The 22,973-nt window shown below is 67.6% G+C and carries 22 protein-coding genes; 13 read left to right on the top strand and 9 right to left on the bottom strand.

Annotated elements, in window-relative coordinates:
• Positions 1-23 precede the first annotated feature (23 nt).
• From ACFVJ5_RS34745 to ACFVJ5_RS34730, 4 genes are read left to right on the top strand one after another with little or no spacing between them, the layout of a single operon-like run.
• Positions 24-629 carry a TetR/AcrR family transcriptional regulator gene (locus tag ACFVJ5_RS34745; protein ID WP_379226822.1) on the top strand — a complete coding sequence of 202 codons (606 nt, stop codon included), beginning with the start codon at positions 24-26 and terminating at the stop codon, positions 627-629.
• Between the two features lie 18 nt (positions 630-647).
• Positions 648-2,276 (top strand): acyl-CoA dehydrogenase family protein, encoded by a 1,629-nt coding sequence (locus ACFVJ5_RS34740; protein ID WP_379226820.1) that lies wholly within the window; start codon positions 648-650, stop codon positions 2,274-2,276.
• Between the two features lie 20 nt (positions 2,277-2,296).
• Positions 2,297-2,962: a nucleoside/nucleotide kinase family protein gene (locus ACFVJ5_RS34735; protein ID WP_379226818.1), complete on the top strand. Its 666-nt coding sequence runs from the start codon at positions 2,297-2,299 to the stop codon at positions 2,960-2,962.
• A 52-nt stretch (positions 2,963-3,014) separates the two neighbouring features.
• A complete protein-coding gene (locus ACFVJ5_RS34730) occupies positions 3,015-3,581 on the top strand; it encodes a potassium channel family protein (protein ID WP_379226816.1) in 567 nt (188 codons plus the stop codon).
• Here ACFVJ5_RS34730 and pgi read toward each other — a convergent pair.
• Positions 3,550-5,193: a glucose-6-phosphate isomerase gene (pgi, locus tag ACFVJ5_RS34725; RefSeq protein ID WP_379226814.1), complete on the bottom strand. Its 1,644-nt coding sequence runs from the start codon at positions 5,191-5,193 to the stop codon at positions 3,550-3,552. The genes ACFVJ5_RS34730 and pgi overlap by 32 nt on opposite strands.
• A gap of 190 nt (positions 5,194-5,383) precedes the next feature.
• Here pgi and ACFVJ5_RS34720 point away from each other — a divergent pair, with 190 nt between their 5' ends.
• On the top strand, positions 5,384-6,838 hold the full coding sequence (locus tag ACFVJ5_RS34720) for an NAD-dependent succinate-semialdehyde dehydrogenase (RefSeq protein WP_379226813.1): 1,455 nt from the start codon (positions 5,384-5,386) through the stop codon (positions 6,836-6,838).
• A gap of 101 nt (positions 6,839-6,939) precedes the next feature.
• On the opposite strand, the gene ACFVJ5_RS34715 is transcribed toward ACFVJ5_RS34720, so the two are convergent.
• Positions 6,940-7,233, bottom strand: coding sequence for a chorismate mutase (locus ACFVJ5_RS34715; RefSeq protein WP_056816138.1), 294 nt, complete (start codon positions 7,231-7,233; stop codon positions 6,940-6,942).
• 617 nt (positions 7,234-7,850) lie between these two features.
• On the opposite strand from ACFVJ5_RS34715, the gene ACFVJ5_RS34710 reads away from it, so the two are divergent.
• Complete coding sequence (locus ACFVJ5_RS34710) at positions 7,851-10,193, top strand: UvrD-helicase domain-containing protein (RefSeq protein ID WP_379226872.1); 2,343 nt, start codon at positions 7,851-7,853, stop codon at positions 10,191-10,193.
• A 52-nt stretch (positions 10,194-10,245) separates the two neighbouring features.
• Here the strand turns inward: ACFVJ5_RS34710 and ACFVJ5_RS34705 are convergent, their stop codons facing one another.
• Positions 10,246-11,625 carry a DUF1731 domain-containing protein gene (locus tag ACFVJ5_RS34705; protein WP_379226811.1) on the bottom strand — a complete coding sequence of 460 codons (1,380 nt, stop codon included), beginning with the start codon at positions 11,623-11,625 and terminating at the stop codon, positions 10,246-10,248.
• Positions 11,626-11,711: 86 nt separating this feature from the next.
• The gene (locus ACFVJ5_RS34700; protein WP_379226809.1) at positions 11,712-12,752 is read right to left on the bottom strand and encodes a M23 family metallopeptidase; all 1,041 of its coding nucleotides are present in this window, start codon (positions 12,750-12,752) and stop codon (positions 11,712-11,714) included.
• Between the two features lie 517 nt (positions 12,753-13,269).
• On the opposite strand from ACFVJ5_RS34700, the gene sucC reads away from it, so the two are divergent.
• The 6 genes from sucC (at position 13,270) to purH (ending at position 20,575) form a co-directional block, all read left to right on the top strand.
• Complete coding sequence (gene sucC / locus ACFVJ5_RS34695) at positions 13,270-14,439, top strand: ADP-forming succinate--CoA ligase subunit beta (protein WP_378993279.1); 1,170 nt, start codon at positions 13,270-13,272, stop codon at positions 14,437-14,439.
• Between the two features lie 12 nt (positions 14,440-14,451).
• Entirely contained in the window at positions 14,452-15,369 is a 918-nt protein-coding gene (gene sucD / locus ACFVJ5_RS34690; protein WP_101465684.1) for a succinate--CoA ligase subunit alpha, read from the top strand.
• 279 nt (positions 15,370-15,648) lie between these two features.
• Complete coding sequence (locus tag ACFVJ5_RS34685) at positions 15,649-16,677, top strand: DUF5336 domain-containing protein (RefSeq protein WP_379226807.1); 1,029 nt, start codon at positions 15,649-15,651, stop codon at positions 16,675-16,677.
• A gap of 114 nt (positions 16,678-16,791) precedes the next feature.
• Positions 16,792-18,300, top strand: a complete 1,509-nt coding sequence (locus ACFVJ5_RS34680; RefSeq protein WP_379226805.1) for a DUF6350 family protein — start codon at positions 16,792-16,794, stop codon at positions 18,298-18,300.
• A 36-nt stretch (positions 18,301-18,336) separates the two neighbouring features.
• Positions 18,337-19,017 carry a phosphoribosylglycinamide formyltransferase gene (gene purN, locus ACFVJ5_RS34675; protein WP_379226870.1) on the top strand — a complete coding sequence of 227 codons (681 nt, stop codon included), beginning with the start codon at positions 18,337-18,339 and terminating at the stop codon, positions 19,015-19,017.
• On the top strand, positions 19,010-20,575 hold the full coding sequence (gene purH / locus ACFVJ5_RS34670; protein ID WP_358071217.1) for a bifunctional phosphoribosylaminoimidazolecarboxamide formyltransferase/IMP cyclohydrolase: 1,566 nt from the start codon (positions 19,010-19,012) through the stop codon (positions 20,573-20,575). Before purN ends, purH begins: the two co-directional genes overlap by 8 nt.
• A gap of 55 nt (positions 20,576-20,630) precedes the next feature.
• On the opposite strand, the gene ACFVJ5_RS34665 is transcribed toward purH, so the two are convergent.
• On the bottom strand, positions 20,631-21,074 hold the full coding sequence (locus ACFVJ5_RS34665) for a hypothetical protein (protein WP_379226803.1): 444 nt from the start codon (positions 21,072-21,074) through the stop codon (positions 20,631-20,633).
• Positions 21,075-21,244: 170 nt separating this feature from the next.
• Here ACFVJ5_RS34665 and ACFVJ5_RS34660 point away from each other — a divergent pair, with 170 nt between their 5' ends.
• Positions 21,245-21,802 (top strand): LysM peptidoglycan-binding domain-containing protein, encoded by a 558-nt coding sequence (locus ACFVJ5_RS34660; protein WP_378635915.1) that lies wholly within the window; start codon positions 21,245-21,247, stop codon positions 21,800-21,802.
• A gap of 59 nt (positions 21,803-21,861) precedes the next feature.
• Here ACFVJ5_RS34660 and rpsR read toward each other — a convergent pair whose 3' ends face one another.
• The 4 genes from rpsR to rpmB are packed head-to-tail and all read right to left on the bottom strand — an operon-like array spanning position 21,862 to position 22,877.
• A complete protein-coding gene (gene rpsR / locus ACFVJ5_RS34655) occupies positions 21,862-22,119 on the bottom strand; it encodes a 30S ribosomal protein S18 (RefSeq protein WP_067449582.1) in 258 nt (85 codons plus the stop codon).
• A gap of 36 nt (positions 22,120-22,155) precedes the next feature.
• Positions 22,156-22,461, bottom strand: a complete 306-nt coding sequence (rpsN, locus tag ACFVJ5_RS34650; protein WP_378913385.1) for a 30S ribosomal protein S14 — start codon at positions 22,459-22,461, stop codon at positions 22,156-22,158.
• On the bottom strand, positions 22,461-22,631 hold the full coding sequence (gene rpmG / locus ACFVJ5_RS34645) for a 50S ribosomal protein L33 (protein WP_378635921.1): 171 nt from the start codon (positions 22,629-22,631) through the stop codon (positions 22,461-22,463). The genes rpsN and rpmG overlap by 1 nt, the downstream gene beginning before the upstream one ends.
• A 9-nt stretch (positions 22,632-22,640) precedes the next feature.
• Positions 22,641-22,877 carry a 50S ribosomal protein L28 gene (gene rpmB / locus ACFVJ5_RS34640; protein ID WP_194826729.1) on the bottom strand — a complete coding sequence of 79 codons (237 nt, stop codon included), beginning with the start codon at positions 22,875-22,877 and terminating at the stop codon, positions 22,641-22,643.
• Between the last annotated feature and the right edge of the window lie 96 nt (positions 22,878-22,973).

Genomic DNA, 22,973 nt, shown 5'->3' with positions numbered 1-22,973 from the left:
GAATTAGTGGTTCACTTCTTCACATGGTGTACCGCAGGACCCCGGCCGTGCAGGCCCGGCTCGACGCGCAACGGGCGCTGATCGTGCAGGGCGCCACCCGCGTGCTCTCGCGTGACGGGTTCGCCGGGCTGTCGATGGCCGCCGTCGCCGCGGAGGCGGGCATCGCCACCGGCACCGTGTACAAGCAGTTCGAGAACAAGGCCGAATTGGTCGCGGCGGTCTTCGAGACGGTTGTCGCCCGCGAGGTCGACGCGGTACGGGCCGCGGTGGCCGATGGTGATGTGGTGGAGCGGGTCACCGCCGCGGTGGAGACCTTCGCCGGGCGTGCGATGAAGAATCCGAAACTGGCCTACGTACTGCTGGCCGAGCCCGTCGACGCCGCCGTCGACGCGCAGCGGCTGGAATTCCGGCGGGCGTTCGCCGCCTCGTTCGAGACCGCGATCGCACACGGTGTCGCCGAAGGCCGCTTGCCCGCTCAGGACTCGAGCCTCACCGCCGCCGCCCTCGTCGGCGCGATCGGCGAGGTGCTGGTCGGCCCGTTGGCCGCCGCTCCGCACGCCGAGACCGTCATCCCCGAATTGGTCGCTTTCGCCGTGCGCGCACTCGGTGCGCGCCCGGAAACGTTGTAGTCGAAGGAGTTACCGGACATGCCGACCCACGAAGTGTTCAACCAGGCGCCACCACTGATCCCCTTCGATGCCGCGCGCAACCCCGCGCTGCTGGAAGGCCTGCACCGCGAAGGCGCGGGCTGGGCCGAGGCCGAAGTACGCGAACTCGGCGTGCTGGCAGGCGGTTTCGAGGCGCAGGAGTGGGGCAGGCTCGCCAACGAGTACCCGCCGGTGCTGCACACCCACGACCGGTGGGGCAATCGTGTCGACGAGGTGGAATTCCACCCGCACTGGCACGACCTGATGAATGTCGCGGTGACGCATGGTCTGCACGGTTCCCCGTGGCTGGACGAGCGGCCCGGCGCGCACACCGCGCGCGCCGCCAAGTTCTACACCTGGGGCGCCGCCGACGCCGGACACATGTGCCCGATCTCGATGACCTACGCGGTGGTGCCCGCGCTGCGCCACAATCCCGAACTGGCAGCCCGCTTCGAGCCGCTACTCGGTTCGCGCACCTACGATTTCGGTTTGCGCGAACCATCCACCAAGGCCGGCCTCATCGCGGGCATGTCGATGACGGAGAAGCAGGGCGGCTCCGACGTTCGGGCCAACACCACCACTGCCACACCACAACCCGATGGCTCGTACCGCATCGTCGGGCACAAGTGGTTCACCTCGGCGCCCATGTCGGACATGTTCCTCACGCTCGCACAGGCCCCCGGCGGCCTGTCGTGTTTCCTGCTGCCCCGGGTACTGCCCGACGGCACCCGCAACCCCATCCGCATCCAGCGGCTGAAAGACAAGCTGGGCAACAAGTCCAACGCGTCCTCGGAGATCGAATACGAGAACGCCACCGGCTGGCTCGTCGGCGCCGAGGGGGCAGGCGTGAAGACGATCATCGAGATGGTCAACATGACCCGCCTCGACTGCGTCATCGGCTCGGCCACCGGCATGCGGCTCGGCGCGGTCACCGCGATCCACCATGCTCGCCACCGAGAAGCCTTTGGCGCCAAGCTGATCGACCAGCCCGCCATGCGCAATGTGCTCGCCGACCTCGTCATCGAATCGGATGCCGCGACCACGGTGATGATGCGACTGGCCGGGGCCACCGACCGCGCCGGCAGCGATCCGGCCGAGGCCGCGCTACGCCGGATCGCGCTCGCCATCACCAAGTACTGGATCTGCAAGCGTGCTCCCGCGCACGCCGCCGAAGCGCTGGAATGCCTGGGCGGCAACGGCTATGCCGAGGAATCGGGCATGCCGCGGCTGTATCGCGAGGCGCCGCTCATGTCGATCTGGGAAGGGTCGGGCAATGTGGCGGCGCTGGACGCGTTGCGCGCCATGGGACGTCAGCCCGAAACGGTCGAGGCGTACTTCGCCGAGGTCGGACTCGCCCGCGGCGCCGATGCGCGCCTCGACGACGCGATCGACCGGGTGGGCAAGGAACTCACCGACCTGTCCGATATCGAATACCGTGCCCGCCGCGTCGTGGAACTGATGGCACTCGTCCTCCAGGGCGCACAGCTGGTGCGACACGGCCACCCCGCCGTCGCGGATGCCTTCTGCGCGACCCGCCTCGGGGCCGACTGGGGCATCGCCTTCGGCACTCTGCCCGTCGGCGTGGACACCGGCGCGATCCTCGAACGCGGTTTCGTCGACGTGCGCTAGCTCGTCGGTAAGGTTGGGCGGTGACCTGGACGAACGACGTGCAGTCGGTGGGCGAACTGGCCCAACGGGTCCCGGCAAACCATGAGCGGTTCCTGCTCGGAATCGCCGGACCTCCCGGCGCCGGGAAATCGACACTGGCGCAGCGGCTCCGCGTCGCGTTGATCAGCGCCGGGCGGCCCGCTGCCGTCGCGCCGATGGATGGTTATCACCTGCGCAATCAGGTGTTGCTGGCCCGGAACGCGCTGGCGCGCAAGGGCGAGCCCGATACCTTCGACGCCGCCGGGTTCGTCGCCGACCTGCGGTTGCTGCGGGAAACTCCGGTCGGATCCCCGGTGTCGTGGCCGCTGTTCGATCGGGCGATCGACGAGCCCACCGAGGGCGGGGTGATCGTGCGCGACGAACGTATTGTCATCGTCGAAGGGAATTACCTGCTGTTGACCGACGCCGAGGCGCCCGGCTGGGCCGAGGTACGCGGACTGCTCGACGCGTGCTGGTACCTGGACGCGCCGAGACCGGTGCTCACCGAGCGTTTGCTGCACCGGCACACCGCCGGTGGGCGCACGCCGGAGCAGGCGAGCCACAAGGTGGCGGGCAGCGATCTGCGCAATGCCGACCTCATCGCCGCGAGCAGACACCGCGCCGATCTCGTACTGACCGCGTCGGGCCGCGACTACCGCGTGAACTGATCCACCGGCGCGTACGGCGCGGATTCGGCGAACCCGGGGCAATCATGGAGTGATGAAGCGACCTCAGCGGGTCCCCGGGCATGTGATGCGCAACGGTGCGGCGGCTCTGTGCGCGCTGCTGTTCTACTACAGCGTGCCGGTGGGATGGGTGTTCGAGCTCGACGCGTGGCCGGGGCGGGCGGTCGGGGTGTGCGCTTTCCTCACCGGCGTGGCTGGGCTCGGCTGGTTGGTGTGGCGGCGGGTCCAGAGCTTCCTGCGCGCGCCGACCGCCGCAGGCGGGCGGGTCGACGGATTACTGCTGATCGTGTGTGTCGTCGGCTCGGTGTTCGCCCTGTTCTATTACCGGCTACAGCAACTACACCCGGATCAATTCGTCGGCCTCGAGACTCGCACCGACGCGCTGTACTACACGCTGGTCACCCTCGGCACCGTCGGATTCGGCGACGTACACGCAGTCGGTCAGGTGGCACGCGTGGTGACGATGGTGCAGATCGTCTTCGACCTGGTAGTGCTCGGCACCCTGCTCACCATCATCACCTCCAGCGTCACCAGCCGGATTCACGCCGCGACCCTGGCCGCGAGAAAGGTCAGCGGCGATGAGCCCGATACCACTCGATGAGCTCGTCGGTCGACGAATCACCCACCGACACCGGCTTTTCCGGCCCGCTCAGCAGCGGCATCAGGGCGAGGGCCTGCTGCTTGCCCAGCTCGACACCCCACTGATCGAAACTGTCGACGCCCCAGATGATGCCCTCGACGAACACCTGGTGCTCGTAGAGCGCGATCAGCTGACCCAGCGCCGACGGCGTGAGCTCCGCCGCCAGGATCGTGGTGCTCGGCCGGTTGCCCGGCATCACCTTGTGCGGCACCAGTTCCGGGTCGGTGCCCTCGGCGCGGATCTCCTCGGCGGTCTTGCCGAACGCCAGCACCTTCGACTGCGCGAACAGGTTGCTCATCAGGATGTCCTGCATGCTGCCGGTGCCGTCGCGGGTCGGCAGGTCGTCGGTGGACCGGGCGAAGCCGAGGAAATCGGCGGGGATCAGCCGGGTGCCCTGATGGAGGAGTTGGTAGAAGGCGTGCTGGCCGTTGGTACCCGGCTCGCCCCAGAAGATCTCGCCGGTCGACGAGGTGACCGGGGTGCCGTCGGCGCGCACCGACTTGCCGTTGGACTCCATCGTCAATTGCTGCAGATAGGCGGGGAATCGGGCCATGTCGTTCGAATAGGGCAGGACCACACGGGATTCCGCGCCGAAGAAATTCGAGTACCAGACACCGAGCATCGCCAGCAGTACCGGCGCGTTCTCCGCCAGCGGCGCGGTGGCGAAATGCTTGTCTATGGCGTGCATTCCGCTGAGGAATTCCGCGAACTGCTCCTTGCCGATGGTCACCATCACCGAAAGACCGATCGCCGAATCCACCGAGTAGCGGCCGCCGACCCAATCCCAGAAGCCGAACATGTGCGCGGTGTCGATGCCGAAGTCGGCCACCCGTTCCGCATTCGTCGACACCGCGACGAAATGCTTGGCGACCGCTTCCTCGCCCAGCGCGTCGACCAGCCAGCGGCGCGCGGCGGTGGCGTTGGTGAGGGTTTCCAGCGTCGAGAACGTCTTGGACGCGACGATGAACAAGGTCGTCGCCGGGTCGAGGCCGGTGAGCTTGGCGACCAGATCGGCGGGGTCCACATTCGAGACGAAACGGGCGCTGATGCCCGCGTCGACATAGTGGCGCAGTGCGCGATACACCATGTCGGGGCCCAGATCCGAGCCGCCGATGCCGATATTGACGATGGTCTCGATGCGTTCGCCGGTCGCGCCGCGCCACGCGCCAGAGCGCACGGAATCGGCGAATTCGCCCATCCGGCGCAGGACGTCGTGCACCTCGGCGTCGGCGTCGGCGCCGTCGATACAGAGCTGGTCGCCGACCGGTAGGCGCAGGGCGATATGGCCGACTGCGCGGTCCTCGGAGGTGTTGATGTGCTGGCCCGCGTACATCGCGTCGCGGCGTTGCGGCACACCCGCCGTGTCCGCGAGATCGACGAGCAGGCGCAGGGTTTCGCGGGTCACGCGATGTTTGCTGTAGTCGATGTGCAGGTCCGCCACCTGCATCGTCAGCTCGCGACCGCGTGCCGGGTCATCGGCGAACAGCTGCCTCAGGTGCATCGGTGCAACGGTGCGGTGGTTGCTGTGCAGTGCCTGCCAGGCCGCCGACGCGGTGATGTCGCTGCTGCTCACGAGCCGAGGGTACCGCGTTACCGGCGGGCTGGCGCGCGGGTGTCGACGACCCCGACAGGCCACCGGTACGGTCTGGGAGTGTGCCGGGCACGAGGCCCCACCGCCTCCCACTGCTGCGCACGCGACGCAGGGCCGAGAGCTGACAGTCGAGCTCCCGGACGACGCGCTAAATTCTCGGAGAGGCGGGACAGTGTCTGAACGCGATGTACTCGAATTCGTACCCAAGGGTTTGTGGATCGGCTCCGGACCCGTGGAGGCCACCGGGGGTGGCACTTTCGACGTGCGTAATCCGGCCGACGGGACGGTGATCGCGCAGGTGGCCGACGCGACTCCCGAGGACGCGATGCGGGCGCTGGACGCGGCCGTCGCGGCGGGGCAGGCGTGGGCGGCGACGCCGTCACGGGAGCGGGGCGAGATCCTGCGGACGGTGTTCGAGCAGCTCACCGCGCGAGCGGAGGAATTCGCGCTGCTGATGACGCTCGAGATGGGCAAGGCACTGTCCGAGAGCCGCAACGAGGTGCGCTACGGCGCCGAGTTCTTCCGCTGGAACAGCGAGGAGGCCGTGCGGATCCACGGGCGGTATCTGAACGCGCCGTCGGGAACCGGGCGGATCATGGTCGCCAAGCAGCCGGTGGGGCCGTGCCTGGCGATCACGCCGTGGAATTTCCCGCTGGCCATGGGCACCCGCAAAATCGGGCCCGCGCTGGCGGCAGGCTGCACGATGATCGTCAAACCCGCCTCGGCGACGCCGCTGACCATGCTGGCGCTGGCCAAGCTCTGTAGCGAGGCAGGTCTGCCCGACGGGGTGCTGTCGGTGATCACCACCCAGCGTTCCGGGGCCGTCACTGGCCCGCTGATCGACGATCCGCGGCTGCGCAAGCTTACTTTCACCGGCTCCACCGAAGTCGGTAAGAAACTCGTTGCGGCGTCCGCGAACCGGCTGCTGCGTACGTCCATGGAGTTGGGTGGCAACGCACCGTTCGTCGTGTTCGACGATGCCGATATCGACGCCGCCGTGGCCGGTGCGATGCAGGCGAAACTGCGCAACGGCGGCGAAGCCTGCACCGCGGCCAACCGGTTCTACGTGCAGCGCGGCGTGGTCGCCGAGTTCACCGAGAAGTTCGTCGCCGCGATGGCCGACACCGTCGTGATGGGCCCCGGCACCGACGCCGCGACCACCCTCGGCCCACTGGTGAGCGAGGACCAGCGCGAGATCGTGAGCGACCTGGTCGACGATGCTGTCGCCGCGGGCGCGCGAGCGCTGATCGGCGGCAAGGTTCCCGGCGGTCCGGGGTGGTACTACCCCGCGACGATCCTGGGCGATGTCCCGCCGTCCGCCCGCATCCTGCGCGAGGAAGTGTTCGGTCCGGTCGCCCCGATCGTCGCGTTCGACACCGACGAGGAGGGCGTCGCCGCCGCGAACGACACCGAATACGGGCTGGTCAGCTACGTGTTCACTCGTGATCTCGACCGTGCGCTGCGCATCTCGGAGGCGATGGAGAGCGGCATGGTCGGCGTGAACCGCGGTGTCATCTCCGACCCCGCCGCCCCGTTCGGCGGCGTCAAGGAATCAGGCTTCGGTCGTGAGGGCGGCACCGAGGGCATCGAGGAATACCTGAACACCAAGTACATCGCCCTGACCTGAGCCGGGCAGAAAAATAACCGCCCCGGGGATGGTGTCGCACCCGGGGCGGCTTTTTGGAAGCGGCGAACTGGCTGGTCCGCCGCGTGGTTTGTGGTCTGGGGTCAGCGGCCGAGACGGCCGCGGCCGAGGCGGAGCAGGAGCATGGCGAGGGTGTGACCCTCCTGGCCCAGCTCACTGAAGCGCTCGAGGACTTTCATCTCACGGCTGTGGACCAGGCGCGTACCACCGGAAGCCATCCGGGTGCGGCCGATGATCCGGGAGATCTCGCTGCGGCGTTTGATCGCGGCGAGGATCGTGGCATCGAGCTGATCGATCTCGAGGCGGAGCTTGTCGATCTCGGCTTCGGACTGCGGCAAGGCCGAATCGGAGCCGGTGGTCGTAGCAGGGGTGCTCATCATTCATCTCCTCGTGTCAGAACTTGGATCGGTCAAACCGAACGGCCTGTTACCCGATCTGTTCCGTCACCCTGAAACTTTTCCCGATGGGCAGTACTTGATCCCCCCGGGAGTGCGCGATCAGTACTCCCCGCCACGATATCGGATCGGCTGCCGATCCGGACATGCGGAGAAGCGCTGACCATGGGGCTCAGTCTGCCATGGGGCGCTAGGTAGGCAAAACAGTTCTGTTTGTGAATTCGCTGAGAACGCTCACCACGTGTCGCCCGCGTCGACCTGGTCGGGTTCACCGGATGTTTGCCCGGCTGTCGTCGGCTGGTCATCGCGGTGGCGGCAGTTCGCGGCTTGTCGGTGCCCGCCGGTAGCGTGGACAGACGATGGATATCACGGTCGCTCCCCACGCCTCAGCCACCGATCCCAGCGAACCCGCGCCCGCGCCGACCGGTGGCGCGCTACCGCCTCGGGACGGGGGTGGCACCGGCGCGTCCGCGCTGGCTCAGGCGGCGGCCAGGAACAGCGCCGAACAGTCACAGCGCCGCCAGGAGCGTGAACAACAGCGTGCCGAGGAGATCGAGCGGCTGCTCGACGGGCTCAACCCGCCCCAGCGTGCCGCGGTGATGCACGCGGGTTCCCCGCTGCTGATCGTGGCGGGCGCGGGCTCGGGCAAGACCGCGGTGCTCACCCGCCGGATCGCCTATCTGCTGGCGGCGCGCGGCGTACGCACCGGGGAGATCCTGGCCATCACCTTTACCAACAAGGCCGCCGCCGAGATGCGGGAACGGGTCGCCGGGCTGGTCGGTCCGCGGGCGGCCAGCATGTGGGTGTCGACCTTCCATTCCAGCTGTGTGCGCATTCTGCGGATGCAGGCCTCCCTGCTGCCCGGCCTGAATTCGAATTTCTCGATCTACGACGCCGACGATTCTCGGCGTTTGCTCACGATGATCAGTCGCGATTTCGAGATCGATACGAAGAAGTATTCGGCGCGTTTGCTGTCGACCGCCATTTCGAATCTGAAGAACGAACTGATCGGTCCGGAAAAGGCCGCCGCCGACGCGGAAGCCGACGACACCGAACTGCCCGCGCTGGTCGCCCGGGTCTACGCCGAGTACCAGCGGCGGTTGCGTACGGCCAATGCGATGGACTTCGACGATCTGATCGGCGAAACGGTGGCGCTGCTGCAGAACCATCCTCAGGTCGCCGAGTACTACCGGCGCCGGTTCCGGCACGTGCTGGTCGACGAGTACCAGGACACCAACCACGCCCAGTACGTGCTGGTGCGTGAGCTGGTCGGGCACCACAGCGAGGCGCACGAGCAGGCGGTCGAGCCGAGTGAGCTGTGCGTGGTCGGCGACGCCGATCAGTCCATCTACGCGTTCCGTGGCGCCACCATCCGCAACATCGAGGAATTCGAACGCGACTTCCCGGATGCGGAAACCATTCTGCTGGAACAGAACTACCGCTCCACCCAGCACATTCTGTCCGCCGCCAACGCGGTGATTGCGCGCAACGAGGGCAGGCGCGAGAAGAAACTGTGGACCGATTCCGGCGAAGGTGAACTGATCACCGGCTACGTCGCCGACAACGAGCACGACGAAGCGTCCTTCGTCGCCAAGGAGATCGATCGGCTCGTCGACACGGGCGAGGCCAACTACGGCGACGTGGCGGTGTTCTATCGCACCAACAACAATTCGCGTGCGCTGGAAGAGATCTTCATCCGAATGGGCCTGCCGTACAAGGTCGTCGGTGGTGTGCGGTTCTACGAGCGCAAAGAAGTGCGTGACGTGGTCGCCTACCTGCGCGTGCTCGAAAATCCCGAGGACGCGGTGAGTGTGCGCCGCATTCTCAATACTCCGCGGCGCGGGATCGGCGATCGTGCGGAGGCGTGCGTGGCGGTGCATGCCGAACAGCGCGGTATCGGTTTCGCCGCGGCGCTGCGTGATGCCGCCGATGGCAAAGTCGCGTTGCTGAACACCCGCGCGCAGCGGGCGATCGCGGGATTCCTCGACCTGCTCGACGAGATCCGGGTGGCCGGAAAGCGGGCCGACAGCGACTATCCCGATGTGGGCAATGTCGTCGAGGCGGTGCTCGACCGCACCGGATATCGCGGTGAACTGGAAGCCTCCGACGATCCGCAGGACGGCGCGCGGCTCGACAACCTCAACGAATTGGTCAGCGTCGCCCGCGAATTCAGTTCCGAGGCGTTCAACAATGCCGAGGCCGCGCGAGAGGAAGGGCTGGTGCCGGAGGCGGGCGACGGCGAACCCGAGCCGGGGTCGCTGGCCGCGTTCCTCGAACGGGTGTCGCTGGTCGCCGATACCGATCAGATCCCCGATGAGGGCACCGGCGTGGTCACCATGATGACGCTGCACACGGCCAAGGGGCTGGAATTCCCGGTGGTCTTCGTAACCGGTTGGGAGGACGGGCAATTCCCGCACATGCGGGCGCTGGGTGATCCGAACGAGTTGGCCGAGGAACGTCGTCTGGCCTACGTGGGGATCACGCGGGCTCGCCAGCGGCTCTATCTCTCGCGCGCTGTCGTGCGGTCCGGCTGGGGACAGCCGGTGTCGAACCCGGAATCACGGTTCCTGCAGGAGATTCCGCAGCATCTGCTGGATTGGCGCAGGTTGGAGCCGGTGATCTCGCCGGTGCAGCGCGGGCGGCGTCGGGGTGAGGACAGTGGGTTCGATCGGGATTGGACCAGTGGGAACGGGTGGGATCAGCGGCCCGGTGTGCGTGGGGGATCCGGTGAGCGCCGGCCTGCGCCGGGTGGGGCGGTGAAGCGGAACAACACGGAACTCGTTCTTGCCGTGGGGGATCGGGTTACCGATGACAAGTACGGGCTGGGGCGGGTCGTGGCCGCTGACGGGGTGGGGCCGTTGGCTACGGTGACCATCGACTTCGGGTCCGCGGGGAAGATCCGGTTGATCCCGCAGTTCAGCCGGACGATTGTGAAGTTGTGATGGTGGACCCCCGCCCACGCTCCCGGCATGCGGAGCGCGGGCGGCGGTCGGGTCAGTGGGGCAACAGGTCTGTCAGGGCCTCGTCGAGGGTGGGGTAGCGGAAGTCGAAGCCGACCTTGTGGAGGACTTCGGAGGTGGCGTGGCGGCCGGTGAGGCCGAGGGCGGGGTCGGTGCGGAGGGCTACCGCGCCTATTCTCAGGATCGCCGAGGGGGTGGGGGGCGATGGGGGGCGGTGCAGGATTCGGCGGAGGGTGGCCATGAGTTCGGTATTGCGGACCGGGAATTCGGTGGCGGCCACGAGGATGCCGTCGGGGAGGATGACGGTGGGGTCGAGGCCGAGGGAAGCGCGGACGATGGCCAGCCAGTCCTCGATGTGGATCCAGCTGAACCACTGATCGCCGGGGCCTACCCGCCCGCCGAGGCCGGCCTTGGTGAGCTGGCCGAGGCGTTTGAGGGCGGGGGCGTCGGGGTCGAGGACGATGGAGGTGCGCAGGATCGTCCAGTGGTCGGTGCGAGCGGGGTCGAACGCCTCCTCCCACGGCTGGGCGACGCCGGTCATCTGCGGGAGGCCGACGGGTAGGGGAGTTGTTTCGGTGCACCGGGTTTCGCCCGCGTCCGACCAGATGGCCGTGGTGCTGGCCTGGACCCAGTAGTCGACGGGGGTGTCGCGCAGGCCCGCCGCGGCGACGAGAGCGGTGGTCGAATCGACTCGGCTGGAGCGCAGTTCGGCGACATTGCGTTCGGTCGGCCTGCAGTCGACCAGCTTTCCGGCGAGGTTGATCACCGCCAGCCGCCCGGGTTCGCGCAGTTCGGCGGACCAGGAGCCGACCGAGCGGCCGTCCCATTCGGTCTGGCGGAACGGTAGATCCGGGTTGCGGCGGCGGGTCAGCAGCGTGACGCGTTGTCCGCGGCAGGTCAGGTCGGCGGCGATCTGGAGCCCGAGCGCGCCGGTGCCACCGGCGATGACGACATTCAGCGCGTCGTCGACGGGAGCGAGTCCGGCCAGCCGGGCCAGCCGGGAGAAGTTCACGCGCGCATCGGTTTCGATGAACGGACGGACGACGGTGCGCGCCGCCGCGGCGGAAGCGCCGGTGAACCGCAGTTCCTGGGTGAGCTCCGTACCGCCGTCGCGCGGAGTCAGCCGCCAGGTGAGGTGCATGGTGCCCGCGGGTTCGGGCTGCTCGATGCCGAGCTCACGATGCGGTTCGAACACGGTGACGGTGAACGGTTGCGCGAACCGACGGTGAATTCGCGCCGAGACCGCGCCGCTGGGGAGGTAGTCGCCGGTGGCGCCGACGGCAACCGGCCCGTGCATCCGCACCGAACGCACCCCGGGATTCCACTCCGGCCACTGCTCGAGATCTCCGAGCACCCCCCACACCAATTCCGGTGCGAGCCCGATGAACTGCGTGTACTTCGTCGTACCAGCCATAACCGAAACGCTAACCCCGCTACCTGCTCAGGGGAAGCGTGCCGCTGGTCACGCAACAAGACCGACCATTCACGGGCCGGTGAATACTAATCGCGCTGGGCGCCGAGGCTGATGCCGCGCGTGGCCAGCCACGGGACCGGGTCGATCTTGTCGGTGCCGTTGAGCCAGACCTCGAAGTGGCAGTGCGGGCCGGTGGAGAAGCCGCGGTTGCCCATCGTGGCGATCTGATCGCCCGCCATCACGCGCTCGCCCTGCGAGACGGTGGCGGTGTCGATGTGGCCGTAGATGGTGACGGTGCCGTCGTCGTGCAGGACACGGACCCACATGCCGAAACCGGAGGCCGGGCCCGCTTCGATGATGGTGCCGTCGGCGACCGCGTAGATCGGGGTGCCGATCGGGCCCGCGACGTCGATGCCGAGGTGCTGGACGCCCCAGCGAGCACCGAAACCGGAGGTGTAGTTGCCCGAGGTGAACTTGGTGAACAGGGGCCGCAGCTTGGCGGATTCCTGGGCGGCGAGGTCTTCGGCGAACTTGGCGCCCTTGGCGAGGATGTCGTCGAAGTGGCTCTTGTCGGCGACGGTGCTCGCGTCGAGCACCTGCGGCGACGCGCCGGTGCCGGGGTCGCCGATGTCGGCGGTGCTCATCGACTGGGCGGCGATCTCGTGGACCTGGCCCGCTGCCTCGTAATCGATGCCGTGCGCGGGCTGGCCCGGATCGGCCATAGCGGCCTGACCTGCGGCGACAATAGCGCCGGCGGCGACGGCGATGACCGCGGCGCGGCCCTTCAGCGCGGCGGGCGGTGCGGGGACGCGGTGTGCGCCACCACGACGTTCGGCGCGGCGCGGCGTCGGGCGTTCCTCCGCGGAAGTCTCTTCGGCCGTGGGCGCCCAGTCGGTGCCGTACGTGCCGGTGTCGTAGGACTCGTCCGCGGTCCATTCGTCTTCGGCGGGCGTCCATGCCGCGTCGTCGGACCACGTGTTCTGATCGCGCCACGCATCGTCGGTCTGCGGCCATGCGGCGGCGGGGGCTCGACGGGCCTGCGGATGCGACGTGTATTCGTCGGCATACCGGTAACGGTGGCCGGAGTTGGTGCGATTTTCGACTGGAAGGGTGGAGCGGTGGTTCATCGGCCGTGCCGATTCGCCAGCTGTTCCAAGCGAGTACTGAAGTACCTCAAGCTTGTCGTCCTCCTCAGTCCTGACTTGCCAGTCGTGACCTGGTTGTCGTGACCTGGTTGTGACTTCGACCGCATTGACGGTAACGAAGCGATTGCAGAGTGGCAAGCGCTGGTCGAAAACCTACACGTGTGTGTGACATTCGTCACCGTAACGCGATGGAATATCTCACCGTTTTCCGGCATCCCGGGTGAGGTCTGTCGACGACATAACGTAGTAGATGCCGGGGGTGTCCGGGTTTAGGCGGCCCGACCTGCCAAGGCGTTGTGAAACGTCCGAAAACTACTCGCCAGTAGCCTTGGCCAGCGGTTTTTCGGGGCTCCCGTTATGGGCCGTGACCTGCGCCACTTACTATGAACGTGGTCGTTTACCCCTCCCCGTGACTAGCTACAGTCCGATCCGACCCGCTACCGACGTCGGGCCGCCAACAAAGACGTTGTCATAGCAACGCAGACGAGACGGTGAGTACATGGATCTCTTCGAATATCAGGCGAAGGAGCTCTTCGTTAAGCACGGAGTGCCTTCGTCCGAGGGTCGTGTTTGCGACACGGCCGAAGAAGCACGCGCCATTGCCGAGGAAATCGGCAAGCCCGTGATGGTCAAGGCGCAGGTCAAGGTGGGCGGCCGCGGCAAGGCTGGCGGCGTCAAATACGCGGCCACCCCGGAAGACGCGTTCACGCACGCGCAGAACATTCTCGGCCTGGACATCAAGGGCCACATCGTCAAGAAGCTCCTGGTCGCCGAGGCCAAGGACATCGCGGAGGAGTACTACATCTCCTTCCTGCTCGACCGCTCCAACCGCACCTACCTGGCCATGTGTTCGGTCGAGGGCGGCATGGAGATCGAAGAGGTCGCCGAGAAGACTCCCGAGCGCCTCGCCAAGATCGCCGTCGACGCCGTCAAGGGCGTCGACCTGGCCTTCGCCCGTGAGATCGCGGAGAAGGGCCATCTGCCCGCCGACGTGCTCGACGCCGCGGCCGTGACCATCCAGAAGCTGTGGGAGGTCTTCGTCAACGAGGACACCACCCTGGTCGAGGTCAACCCGCTGGTGCGCACCCCCAACGACGAGATCCTCGCCCTCGACGGCAAGGTCACCCTGGACGAGAACGCCGAGTACCGGCATCCCGACCACCTCGAGTTCGCCGACGTCGACGCGACCGACCCGCTCGAGCTCAAGGCCAAGGAAAACGACCTCAACTACGTCAAGCTCGACGGTGAGGTCGGCATCATCGGCAACGGCGCCGGTCTGGTCATGTCCACGCTGGACGTCGTCGCGTACGCCGGTGAGAACCACGGCGGCGTGAAGCCGGCCAACTTCCTCGACATCGGCGGCGGCGCTTCGGCTTCCGTGATGGCCGCGGGCCTGGACGTGATCCTGGGCGACGCGCAGGTCAAGAGCGTGTTCGTCAACGTCTTCGGTGGCATCACCGCCTGTGACGCGGTCGCCAACGGCATCGTGGGCGCCCTCGAGGTGCTCGGTGCCGCGGCCACCAAGCCGCTGGTCGTTCGTCTGGACGGCAACAACGTCGAAGAGGGTCGTCGCATCCTCGCCGAGGCCAACCACCCGCTGGTGACGCTGGCCCAGACCATGGACGAGGGCGCCGACAAGGCCGCCGAACTCGCCTTCAGCGCCAAGTAAGGAACAGCGAACATGTCCATCTTCCTGAACAAGGACAACAAGGTCATCGTCCAGGGCATCACCGGCGGCGAGGGCACCAAGCACACCGCGCTGATGCTGAAGGCGGGCACCAACGTCGTCGGCGGCGTGAACGCGCGCAAGGCCGGGACCACGGTCAAGCACACCGACAAAGACGGCAACGAGATCGAACTGCCCGTGTTCGCCTCCGTCGCCGAGGCGATCGAGAAGACCGGCGCCGACACCTCCATCGCGTTCGTGCCGCCCGCCTTCTCCAAGGACGCCATCATCGAGGCCATCGACGCGGAGATCCCGCTGCTCGTGGTCATCACCGAGGGCATCCCGGTGCAGGACTCCGCCTACGCGTGGGCCTACAACGTCGAAAAGGGCGAGAAGACCCGCATCATCGGCCCGAACTGCCCCGGCATCATCACCCCCGGCGAGGCGCTGGTCGGCATCACCCCGAACAACATCACCGGCAAGGGCCCGATCGGCCTGGTGTCGAAGTCGGGCACCCTGACCTACCAGATGATGTACGAGCTGCGCGATTTCGGTTTCTCGACCGCGATCGGCATCGGCGGCGACCCGGTCATCGGCACCACCCACATCGACGCCATCGAGGCGTTCGAGAAGGACCCCGAGACCAAGATCATCGTCATGATCGGCGAGATCGGTGGTGACGCCGAAGAGCGTGCCGCTGCCTACATCAAGGCCAACGTGACCAAGCCGGTCGTCGGCTACGTCGCCGGTTTCACCGCCCCCGAGGGCAAGACCATGGGCCACGCCGGCGCCATCGTCTCCAGTGGTGGCGGCACCGCGCAGGCCAAGCAGGAAGCGCTCGAGGCCGCAGGCGTGAAGGTCGGCAAGACGCCGTCCGCGACCGCCGCGCTCGCTCGCGAGATCCTGGAGAAGGCGTCCATCGCTTCTGCCTGACCCGGTCAGGGCCCGGAGGCGGTAGCTTGCGTAGCCACGCAGGGCCCCCGGGACAGGCGAATTGAATACTGCCTGATCACAATCTCACACTGTCGAAGGCCGCTTTCAGGTTTAACCTGGGCGGCCTTCGTCGATTCATCCACAGGCGGTGGTTTATCCACAGCCTGCATCGGTAGGTGATGACCGGGGCCGTGGCGTGCAGTAGCGTCAGGTATCGGATCAGGCACCAGTCAGTTCGACGCGACCGATGCGCACGACTCGACAAGGAGACGACGAGACATGTCATACCCGACCGGGGGCTCCGGGTACAACACACCCGCGACACCCGCCGCGCCTCAGGGCCCGAGTACCGGAGCCGCCTCGGCTGCGCCATCGACCGCGACCGGCTCGGAAGGCAAAGGGCTGCCGTTCATTCTGACCGCGGCCGCTGCCGGACTCGGCGTCGTCACCTTCCTCCTCGGCTTCGCGCCGTATGTCGGCTTCACCGCGCTGCGTGAGACCTCGACCGGCAGCATGTTCGAGTCCAGCAACGGCGCGATCGCGACGCTCATCCTGGCCGCTGCCTTGCTGGCCGGGTTGTCGCTGCTGCCCAAGCAGAATGTCCTCGGTGTCGCCGCCGCGCTCGCGGTGGCCTCGTTCCTCGGCGTCGTCGTGTCGTTGATCAGCGTGGGCGAAGGCATGGAACTGCAGTGGGGCGCGTTCGTCGTCGCCGCGTTCTCGTTCGTCGTCGCTGTTCTGCTGGTGCTGGCGTTGCTGTTCGGGCTCGGGATCATCAAGGCGCCCGCGCCGAAACCGGCTCAGCCGCAACAGCAGCCGGGCCAGTACGGCCAGTACGGTCAGCAGGGCTACGGCCAGCAGGGTTACGGCCAGAGCACCGGCCAGCAGGCCTACGGTCAGACCGGTTACGGCCAGGCGCAGACCGGTGGCCAGTACCCGACGCAGTCGCCGTCGCCGTACGGCCAGCAGAGCCAGCCGTCGGTGCCGCAGGCGCAGCAGCCGTCCTACGGTCAGCCGGGTCAGCAGGCCTACGGTCAGCCGCAGCAGTCGCCGTACGGCCAGCAGTACGGTGCCCCGCAGCCGCAGCAGCAGCCCTCGCCGTATGGTGCGGCGCCGCAGGCACAGCCTCGTCCCGACGAGAGCGCGACGCAGACCTTCGGTGGGCAGCAGCAGGGCCAGCCGTTCGGTGCGCCGACCTATGGCGCGCAGCCGTCGTCGCCGGGTCAGCCGCAGCCGTTCGGTGGCGAGCAGACCGCCGACCCGGCGGCCGACGCGACCACCGCGTTCCGTCCGAACGACGACAACAAGTAAAACCGACGGCTGCCGCACGGTGGTTCAGGTTCGATCGCGAGCCCACAGGTACGCCTGTGGGCTCGCGGCGCGCCTGACCCGCGGCTGCCGGGGAAGCTGCCACGCTGAATTGTCATGAGCTCCCGTAACGCCCTCGTGCGCCGGACCTCCGGGTCACGCGGCACCGGGGAGACAGTCTCCGCATCACCGCCCGGGCACGAGCCCGGCTGGTGGTCGCTCTCGCCCGAGCGGGCGCGAACCCTGCTGCTGGTCGCCGCGAGGCCGACGATCACCGCCTTGGCGGCGACGGTGCTGCTCGTCCTCGTGGTCATGCTCACCACCGGTACCGATCTCACCAGTGCGCCCGCCGCGGTCGCCGCGACGTGGCTTGCCGCCCACCAGGTTCCGCTCACGGTCGGCAGGACCACACTCGGTCTGCTGCCGCTGGTGCCGACGGCCGTGCTGGTCTGGCTGGCCGCCCGCGAATGCGCGCGCGCCGTCCCGAACCGCCCGACCCCCGTCGAACTGGGCTGGTTGACCGGTGCGGTGCTGGCCGGACCGCTGCTGATGACGGCCGTCTGCCTCGCCGTCACCGGCGATGCCGCTGGCGTCACTCCGCTCGAATCGTCGGGTCCGATCGCGGCGTTCGGCTGGGTGTTCGTGCTGTATCTGTTCGCGGCCGCCGCCGGGATCGCCGGCCGGGCGTGGAGCTCACTGTGCGCGCTGGTGCCGATCGAGATCCCGGAATGGGCGGTCCTGGGCGCCCGCGCCGCGCGTCGCACCGTGTTGCGCATGCTCGGCTGCGCGGCGCTGGCCACCGTGATCTCCTTCTTCGTGCATCTGTCCCGGCTCGACGGTGCCTTTCAGCAGGCCCACAACGTCACCGACGTGCTGGGCATGACCTTGCTTTCCCTGCTCTATCTGCCGAATGTGGTGATCGGCGCGGCGGGGATCCTCAGCGGCGCCGCGGTGCTGTTCGGCGCGGGGTCGGTCGGGCTGTTCGGCGTGACCGGCGGGCACATGCCGGTGCTGCCCGCGCTGATCCCCGTGCCGGAAGGGCCCGCGTCCCCGTGGTGGGCGGCGCTGCTGCTGGTCCCGCTCGCCGTCGGCGTGCTCGGCGGGATCGAACTCGGCCGCACCAGCGATGACCGGCCCGGCGCGCCGTGGGCGACGCTCACCTGCGCCGCGCTGTCCACACTGACGTTCCTGATGCTCGCGATCCTCGGCAGCGGTCAGCTCGGCGCCGTCGGGTGGGTCGGCGTCGATCTGCTGATGCTGGTCGTGCTGATGGTCACCTGGTTCGGTTTCGGTGGCTTCGTCGGCATGGTGTTCGCCCGCCGCTTCCTCGCGCCCGCCGCGCCGACCGAGGTCTACGACGAATACGACGACTACGAGGACGACGACTACTACGACGACGACGAGTACGACTACGAGGACGACGAGGATACTGACGACGACGAGGATGCTGTCGAATACGACGATCCCGCAGTCGAAGTCGACGGCGAACTGGTCGAAGACTTCGATGACGACGTCGAAGTGAGCATCGCCGCACCCGGCTCGACCGACGAGCCCGCCGACGACATCGTCGACGTCGAAGTGGTCGAGTCGGACCTGCCGGACGAGGACGAGACCCCCGGTCGCTAAGCTCGACCCGGCGCCTATCGCCATCGCCGCCGCCCGATCACACGCAGGAGTAGAGCGCTGACGTCCTCGTTTGCCCCGTGGAAGCCCGCCAGAACACCGGCTACCGTCGTCGTTCTGGCCTCGGGCACCGGCTCGCTGCTCAACGCACTGCTGGCCGCCGCGCGCGAGCCCGGCTACCCGGCGCAGATCGTCGCTGTCGGCGTCGACCGGGACTGCCAGGCCACCGCCCACGCCGAGGCCGCGGGGGTGCCGCACTTCAAGGTCGGGCTCAAGGATTTTTCGGATCGCGAAGCCTGGAACGTCGCCCTCACCGAGGCCGTCGACGCGCACAAGCCCGATCTGGTGGTCCTGGCGGGCTTCATGAAAATCCTCGGCCCCGCGTTCATGGAACGTTTCGGCGGCCGGCTCATCAACACCCATCCCGCGCTGCTGCCGTCGTTCCCCGGCGCGCACGGGGTGCGTGACGCGCTCGCCTACGGCGTCAAGGTCACCGGCTGCACCGTGCACCTGGTCGACGCGGGCGTGGACACCGGCCCGGTCCTCGCGCAGGAAGCGGTCGCCGTGATGCCCGGCGACGACGAGGACACGCTGCAGGAGCGCATCAAGGTTGTCGAGCGACGGTTACTGGCGGAGGTCATCGCCGCCGTCGCGACGCGAGGCATTGTCTCCGACGGACGAAAGGCAGAAATACCAGTGAGCGAGCACGCCGGTGAGTGAACGTAAGGCGATCCAGAGGGCGCTGGTGAGCGTCTACGACAAGACCGGGCTCATCGAGCTCGCCACCGGGCTGCACGCGGCCGGTGTGGAGCTGGTGTCGACCGGGTCGACCGCGGGCAAGATCGCCGAGGCCGGGATTCCGGTCACCAAGGTCGAGGATCTGACCGGGTTCCCGGAGACCCTCGACGGCCGGGTCAAGACGCTGCATCCGCGCGTACACGCGGGCATCCTGGCCGACACCCGCCGCGCCGAGCATGTCGATCAGCTCGTGGAGCTGGGTGTCGAGGCGTTCCAGCTGGTGGTGGTGAACCTGTACCCGTTCACCCAGACCGTGGCCAGTGGCGCGAGCGTCGACGAGTGCGTCGAGCAGATCGATATCGGCGGCCCGTCGATGGTGCGTGCCGCGGCGAAGAATCACCCGTCGGTGGGTGTGGTCGTCGACGTCACCGACTACGACGACGTGCTCGCCGCGGTGAAGTCCGGCGGATTCACCCTCGCCGAGCGGACCGCGCTGGCCGCCAAGGCCTTCCAGCACACCGCGAGCTACGACGTGGCCGTCGCGAGCTGGATGGGCTCGGTCGCCGTGCCCGCCGTCGCCGAGGAGACCGAGCAGTTCCCCGGCTGGGTCGCCGGTTCGTGGGAGCGCGCCGCGGTGTTGCGCTACGGCGAGAACCCGCACCAGGCCGCCGCGCTGTACACCAGCAACGACGGCACGGTCGGGATCGCGCAGGCGAAGCAGTTGCACGGCAAGGAGATGTCGTACAACAACTACACCGACGGTGACGCCGCCTGGCGGGCCGCGTTCGACTTCGACGAGCCCGCGGTCGCGGTGATCAAGCACGCCAACCCGTGTGGCATCGCCGTGGCAGGCGATATCGCCGAGGCGCACCGCAAGGCGCACGCCACCGACCCGGTCAGTGCCTACGGTGGCGTGATCGCGGCCAACCGTGAGGTGAGCGTCGAGATGGCCGAGCAGGTCGCCGAGATCTTCACCGAGGTGATCATCGCCCCCGGGTACGCGCCCGGTGCCGTGGAAGTGTTGCAGCGCAAGAAGAATGTGCGTGTGCTGGTGGCCGAGGCGCCGCAGCGCAAGGGCGTGGAGCTGCGCCCGATCAGCGGCGGTGCGCTGTTGCAGGACCGCGACGTTCTCGACGCCGACGGCGACGATCCGGTCAACTGGACTCTCGCCGCGGGCGACCCGGCCGACGTCACCACTCTGGCCGACCTCGAATTCGCCTGGCGCGCATGCCGTTCGGTGAAGTCGAACGCGATCCTGCTCGCCGAGGACGGCGCCGCGGTCGGCGTCGGCATGGGTCAGGTCAACCGTGTCGATTCCTGCAAGCTCGCCGTCGAGCGCGCGGGTGAGCGTGCGAAGGGCTCCGTCGCCGCCTCCGACGCCTTCTTCCCGTTCTCGGACGGGCCGGAGATCCTGGTGGCCGCGGGTGTTCGCGCGATCGTGCAGCCCGGCGGTTCGATCCGCGACAAGGACACCATCGAACTCTGCAAAGAAGCCGGCGTCACCCTGTACCTGACAGGCGCACGCCACTTCGCTCACTGAGTCCGAACCCGAAACGGGTGCCGCACCGAATCCTCGGTGCGGCACCCGTTTTCGTCTATCCGGCGTCGAGTACCTTGCGGCTGCCCAGCGGGGAACTCAAGGGGATCTCCAGCGTGCCGAAGACGGCGTTCATGGTGCACATCTTGTTCACCGAGTCCGCGCGTGTCCCGGAGCGCAGGGCGACGGTGACCGCCTCGGCGGTTTCGGTGACCGAGGCGTCCACGGCGTAGCACTGGGGGTTGCCGGTCTGGAAGTTGATGCTGATCCTGTTGTCGCTCAGCCGGTTCCAGGACGTGAACGGGATCGGGTGCGGGTTCACCAGGGTCGGATCCGCGGTGAAGGGCTGTCCGATGCCGGGGTTCGGGTCTTCGGGGCGGGTGTTCGTGGTGGACGTATTCGGTTGGGGCGCAGGGTCATCCGAGGATCCGCAGGCGGTGAGGGGTGCGATCAGCAGGGCCACGGCTGCCGCGGCGGCGGTGTAGCGCGACATCGTTCTCATGGTGTCAACCCTAGACGCCGCGGCCCGACAGTGAACTTTCCGCGAACCCTGCGCATAACCCCTGCATTTCCCAGCCGCGACGACTACATTCGGCTTCGATGCGGCTCTGCGGCAATCGGCCGGCATCTTCTGTTGGGCTGAAGTAATTGGCGATCGTCGAAAGGAACAACGTGGCCGACACGCTGCGCGTAGGCGAAGAACTGGGACTGGGACAGTCCCTGACCGGCGGTGCGTACACCCTGGCTCTGCAGCCGGATGGCAACCTGGTGCTGACCGAGCCCGACGGCAACGTCGTCTGGGCCGCTATGACGCACGGGCAGGACGCGCAGCGCGCGGCCCTGCAGCACGACGGCGACTTCGTCGTCTACAGCGGTGGCGGCGCGCGCATCTGGGCGACCGACACCAGCGGCAAGAACGTCGAGAAGCTGGTTGTGCAGCCCGACCGCAACGTGGTGCTCTACGGCACCGACGGCTCGGTCGCGTGGGCCACCGCCACCAACACCGACAACCCGTTGCCTGCTCCCGAGCCGGTCGCGGCCGCCCCGATCGCCGAAGAGGTCCCGCCGCCGCCGGCCGCGCAGACCTACACGGTCGAGTCGGGCGACACCCTGTGGGCCATCTCGGAGCGCTTCTACGGTGACGGCAACCGCTACCAGGAGATCGCCGCGGCCTCCGGTATCGACAACCCGGATCTGATCAACGCCGGTCAGGTACTGACCATCCCGTAAGGCGCAGACGAAAGTGGCCCCGAGGCAACAGCTTCGGGGCCATTCTCGCGTTCACGGCGCTACTTGGTGGTGGTGAACGGCAGCAACGCCATCTCGCGCGCGTTCTTCACCGCGACGGCGACCTGACGCTGCTGCTGCGGGGTCAGGCCGGTGACGCGGCGGCTGCGGATCTTGCCGCGATCGGAGATGAAGGTACGCAGCAGGTTGACGTCTTTGTAGTCGACGTACTCGATGCCCGCGGCGATCAGCGGATTCTTCTTCGGCTTACGCCCCTGGTCGGCGCGTGCCTTCTTGGACGGTGCTCGCTTCACTGCCATGGGATATTCCTTCTCACGAATCAGTTTGGGGAGTCTCTACCAGCTCGATTTGTGGACCCCGGGAAGCTCGCCCCGATGGGCCATCTCGCGCACACGAACACGGGAGAGGCCGAACTTGCGGAGATAGCCGCGTGGGCGGCCGTCAGCAGCGTCCCGATTGCGCAATCGTACCGGACTGGCATTGCGTGGCTGGTTGCGCAGTTCGGCCTGGGCGGCGGAGCGTTCGGTCTCGCCCGTGCTCGGCTTGCGGATGATCTCCTTGAGCTCGGCGCGCCGGGCCGCGAACCGTTCGACGATCTCGCGCCGCTGCTCGTTGCGCGCGATCTTGGATTTCTTCGCCATCAGCGCTCCTCGCGGAAGTCGACGTGGCGGCGCACGACGGGGTCGTACTTGCGCAGGACCAGCCGGTCGGGGTCGTTGCGGCGGTTCTTGCGGGTGACGTAGGTGAAGCCGGTGTCGGCGGTGGACTTCAGCTTGACGATCGGCCGGATATCGGTCGCTTTCGAGGCCATGTTCAGCTCCTAGATCTTGTCCCCGCGAGCGCGGATGCGGGCCACCACAGCCTCGATCCCGTCGCGGTCGATGGTCTTGATGCCCTTGGTGGAGACCGTCAGCGTGATGCGGCGGCCCTCGCTGGGCAGGTAGTAGGTCTTGTGCTGGATGTTGGGGTTCCAGCGTCGGTTGGTGCGCCGGTGCGAGTGGGAGACGGCTTTTCCGAAGCCGGGCTTGCGACCGGTGACCTGGCAGTGGGCCGACATGCGACCTCCTTCCATGGTTATGACAACCATTTTCGACAACGATTATTCCGCACTGTACAGTCGCCGTGAGGTAAATGAAAATCATTGTCGAAAGGG

The sequence above is a fragment of the Nocardia sp. NPDC127606 genome (assembly GCF_042671725.1).
Taxonomy (GTDB): Bacteria; Actinomycetota; Actinomycetes; order Mycobacteriales; family Mycobacteriaceae; genus Nocardia.
The sequence above is the reverse complement of the archived record's forward strand: the minus strand, read 5'-3'. Positions and strand labels throughout refer to the sequence as shown.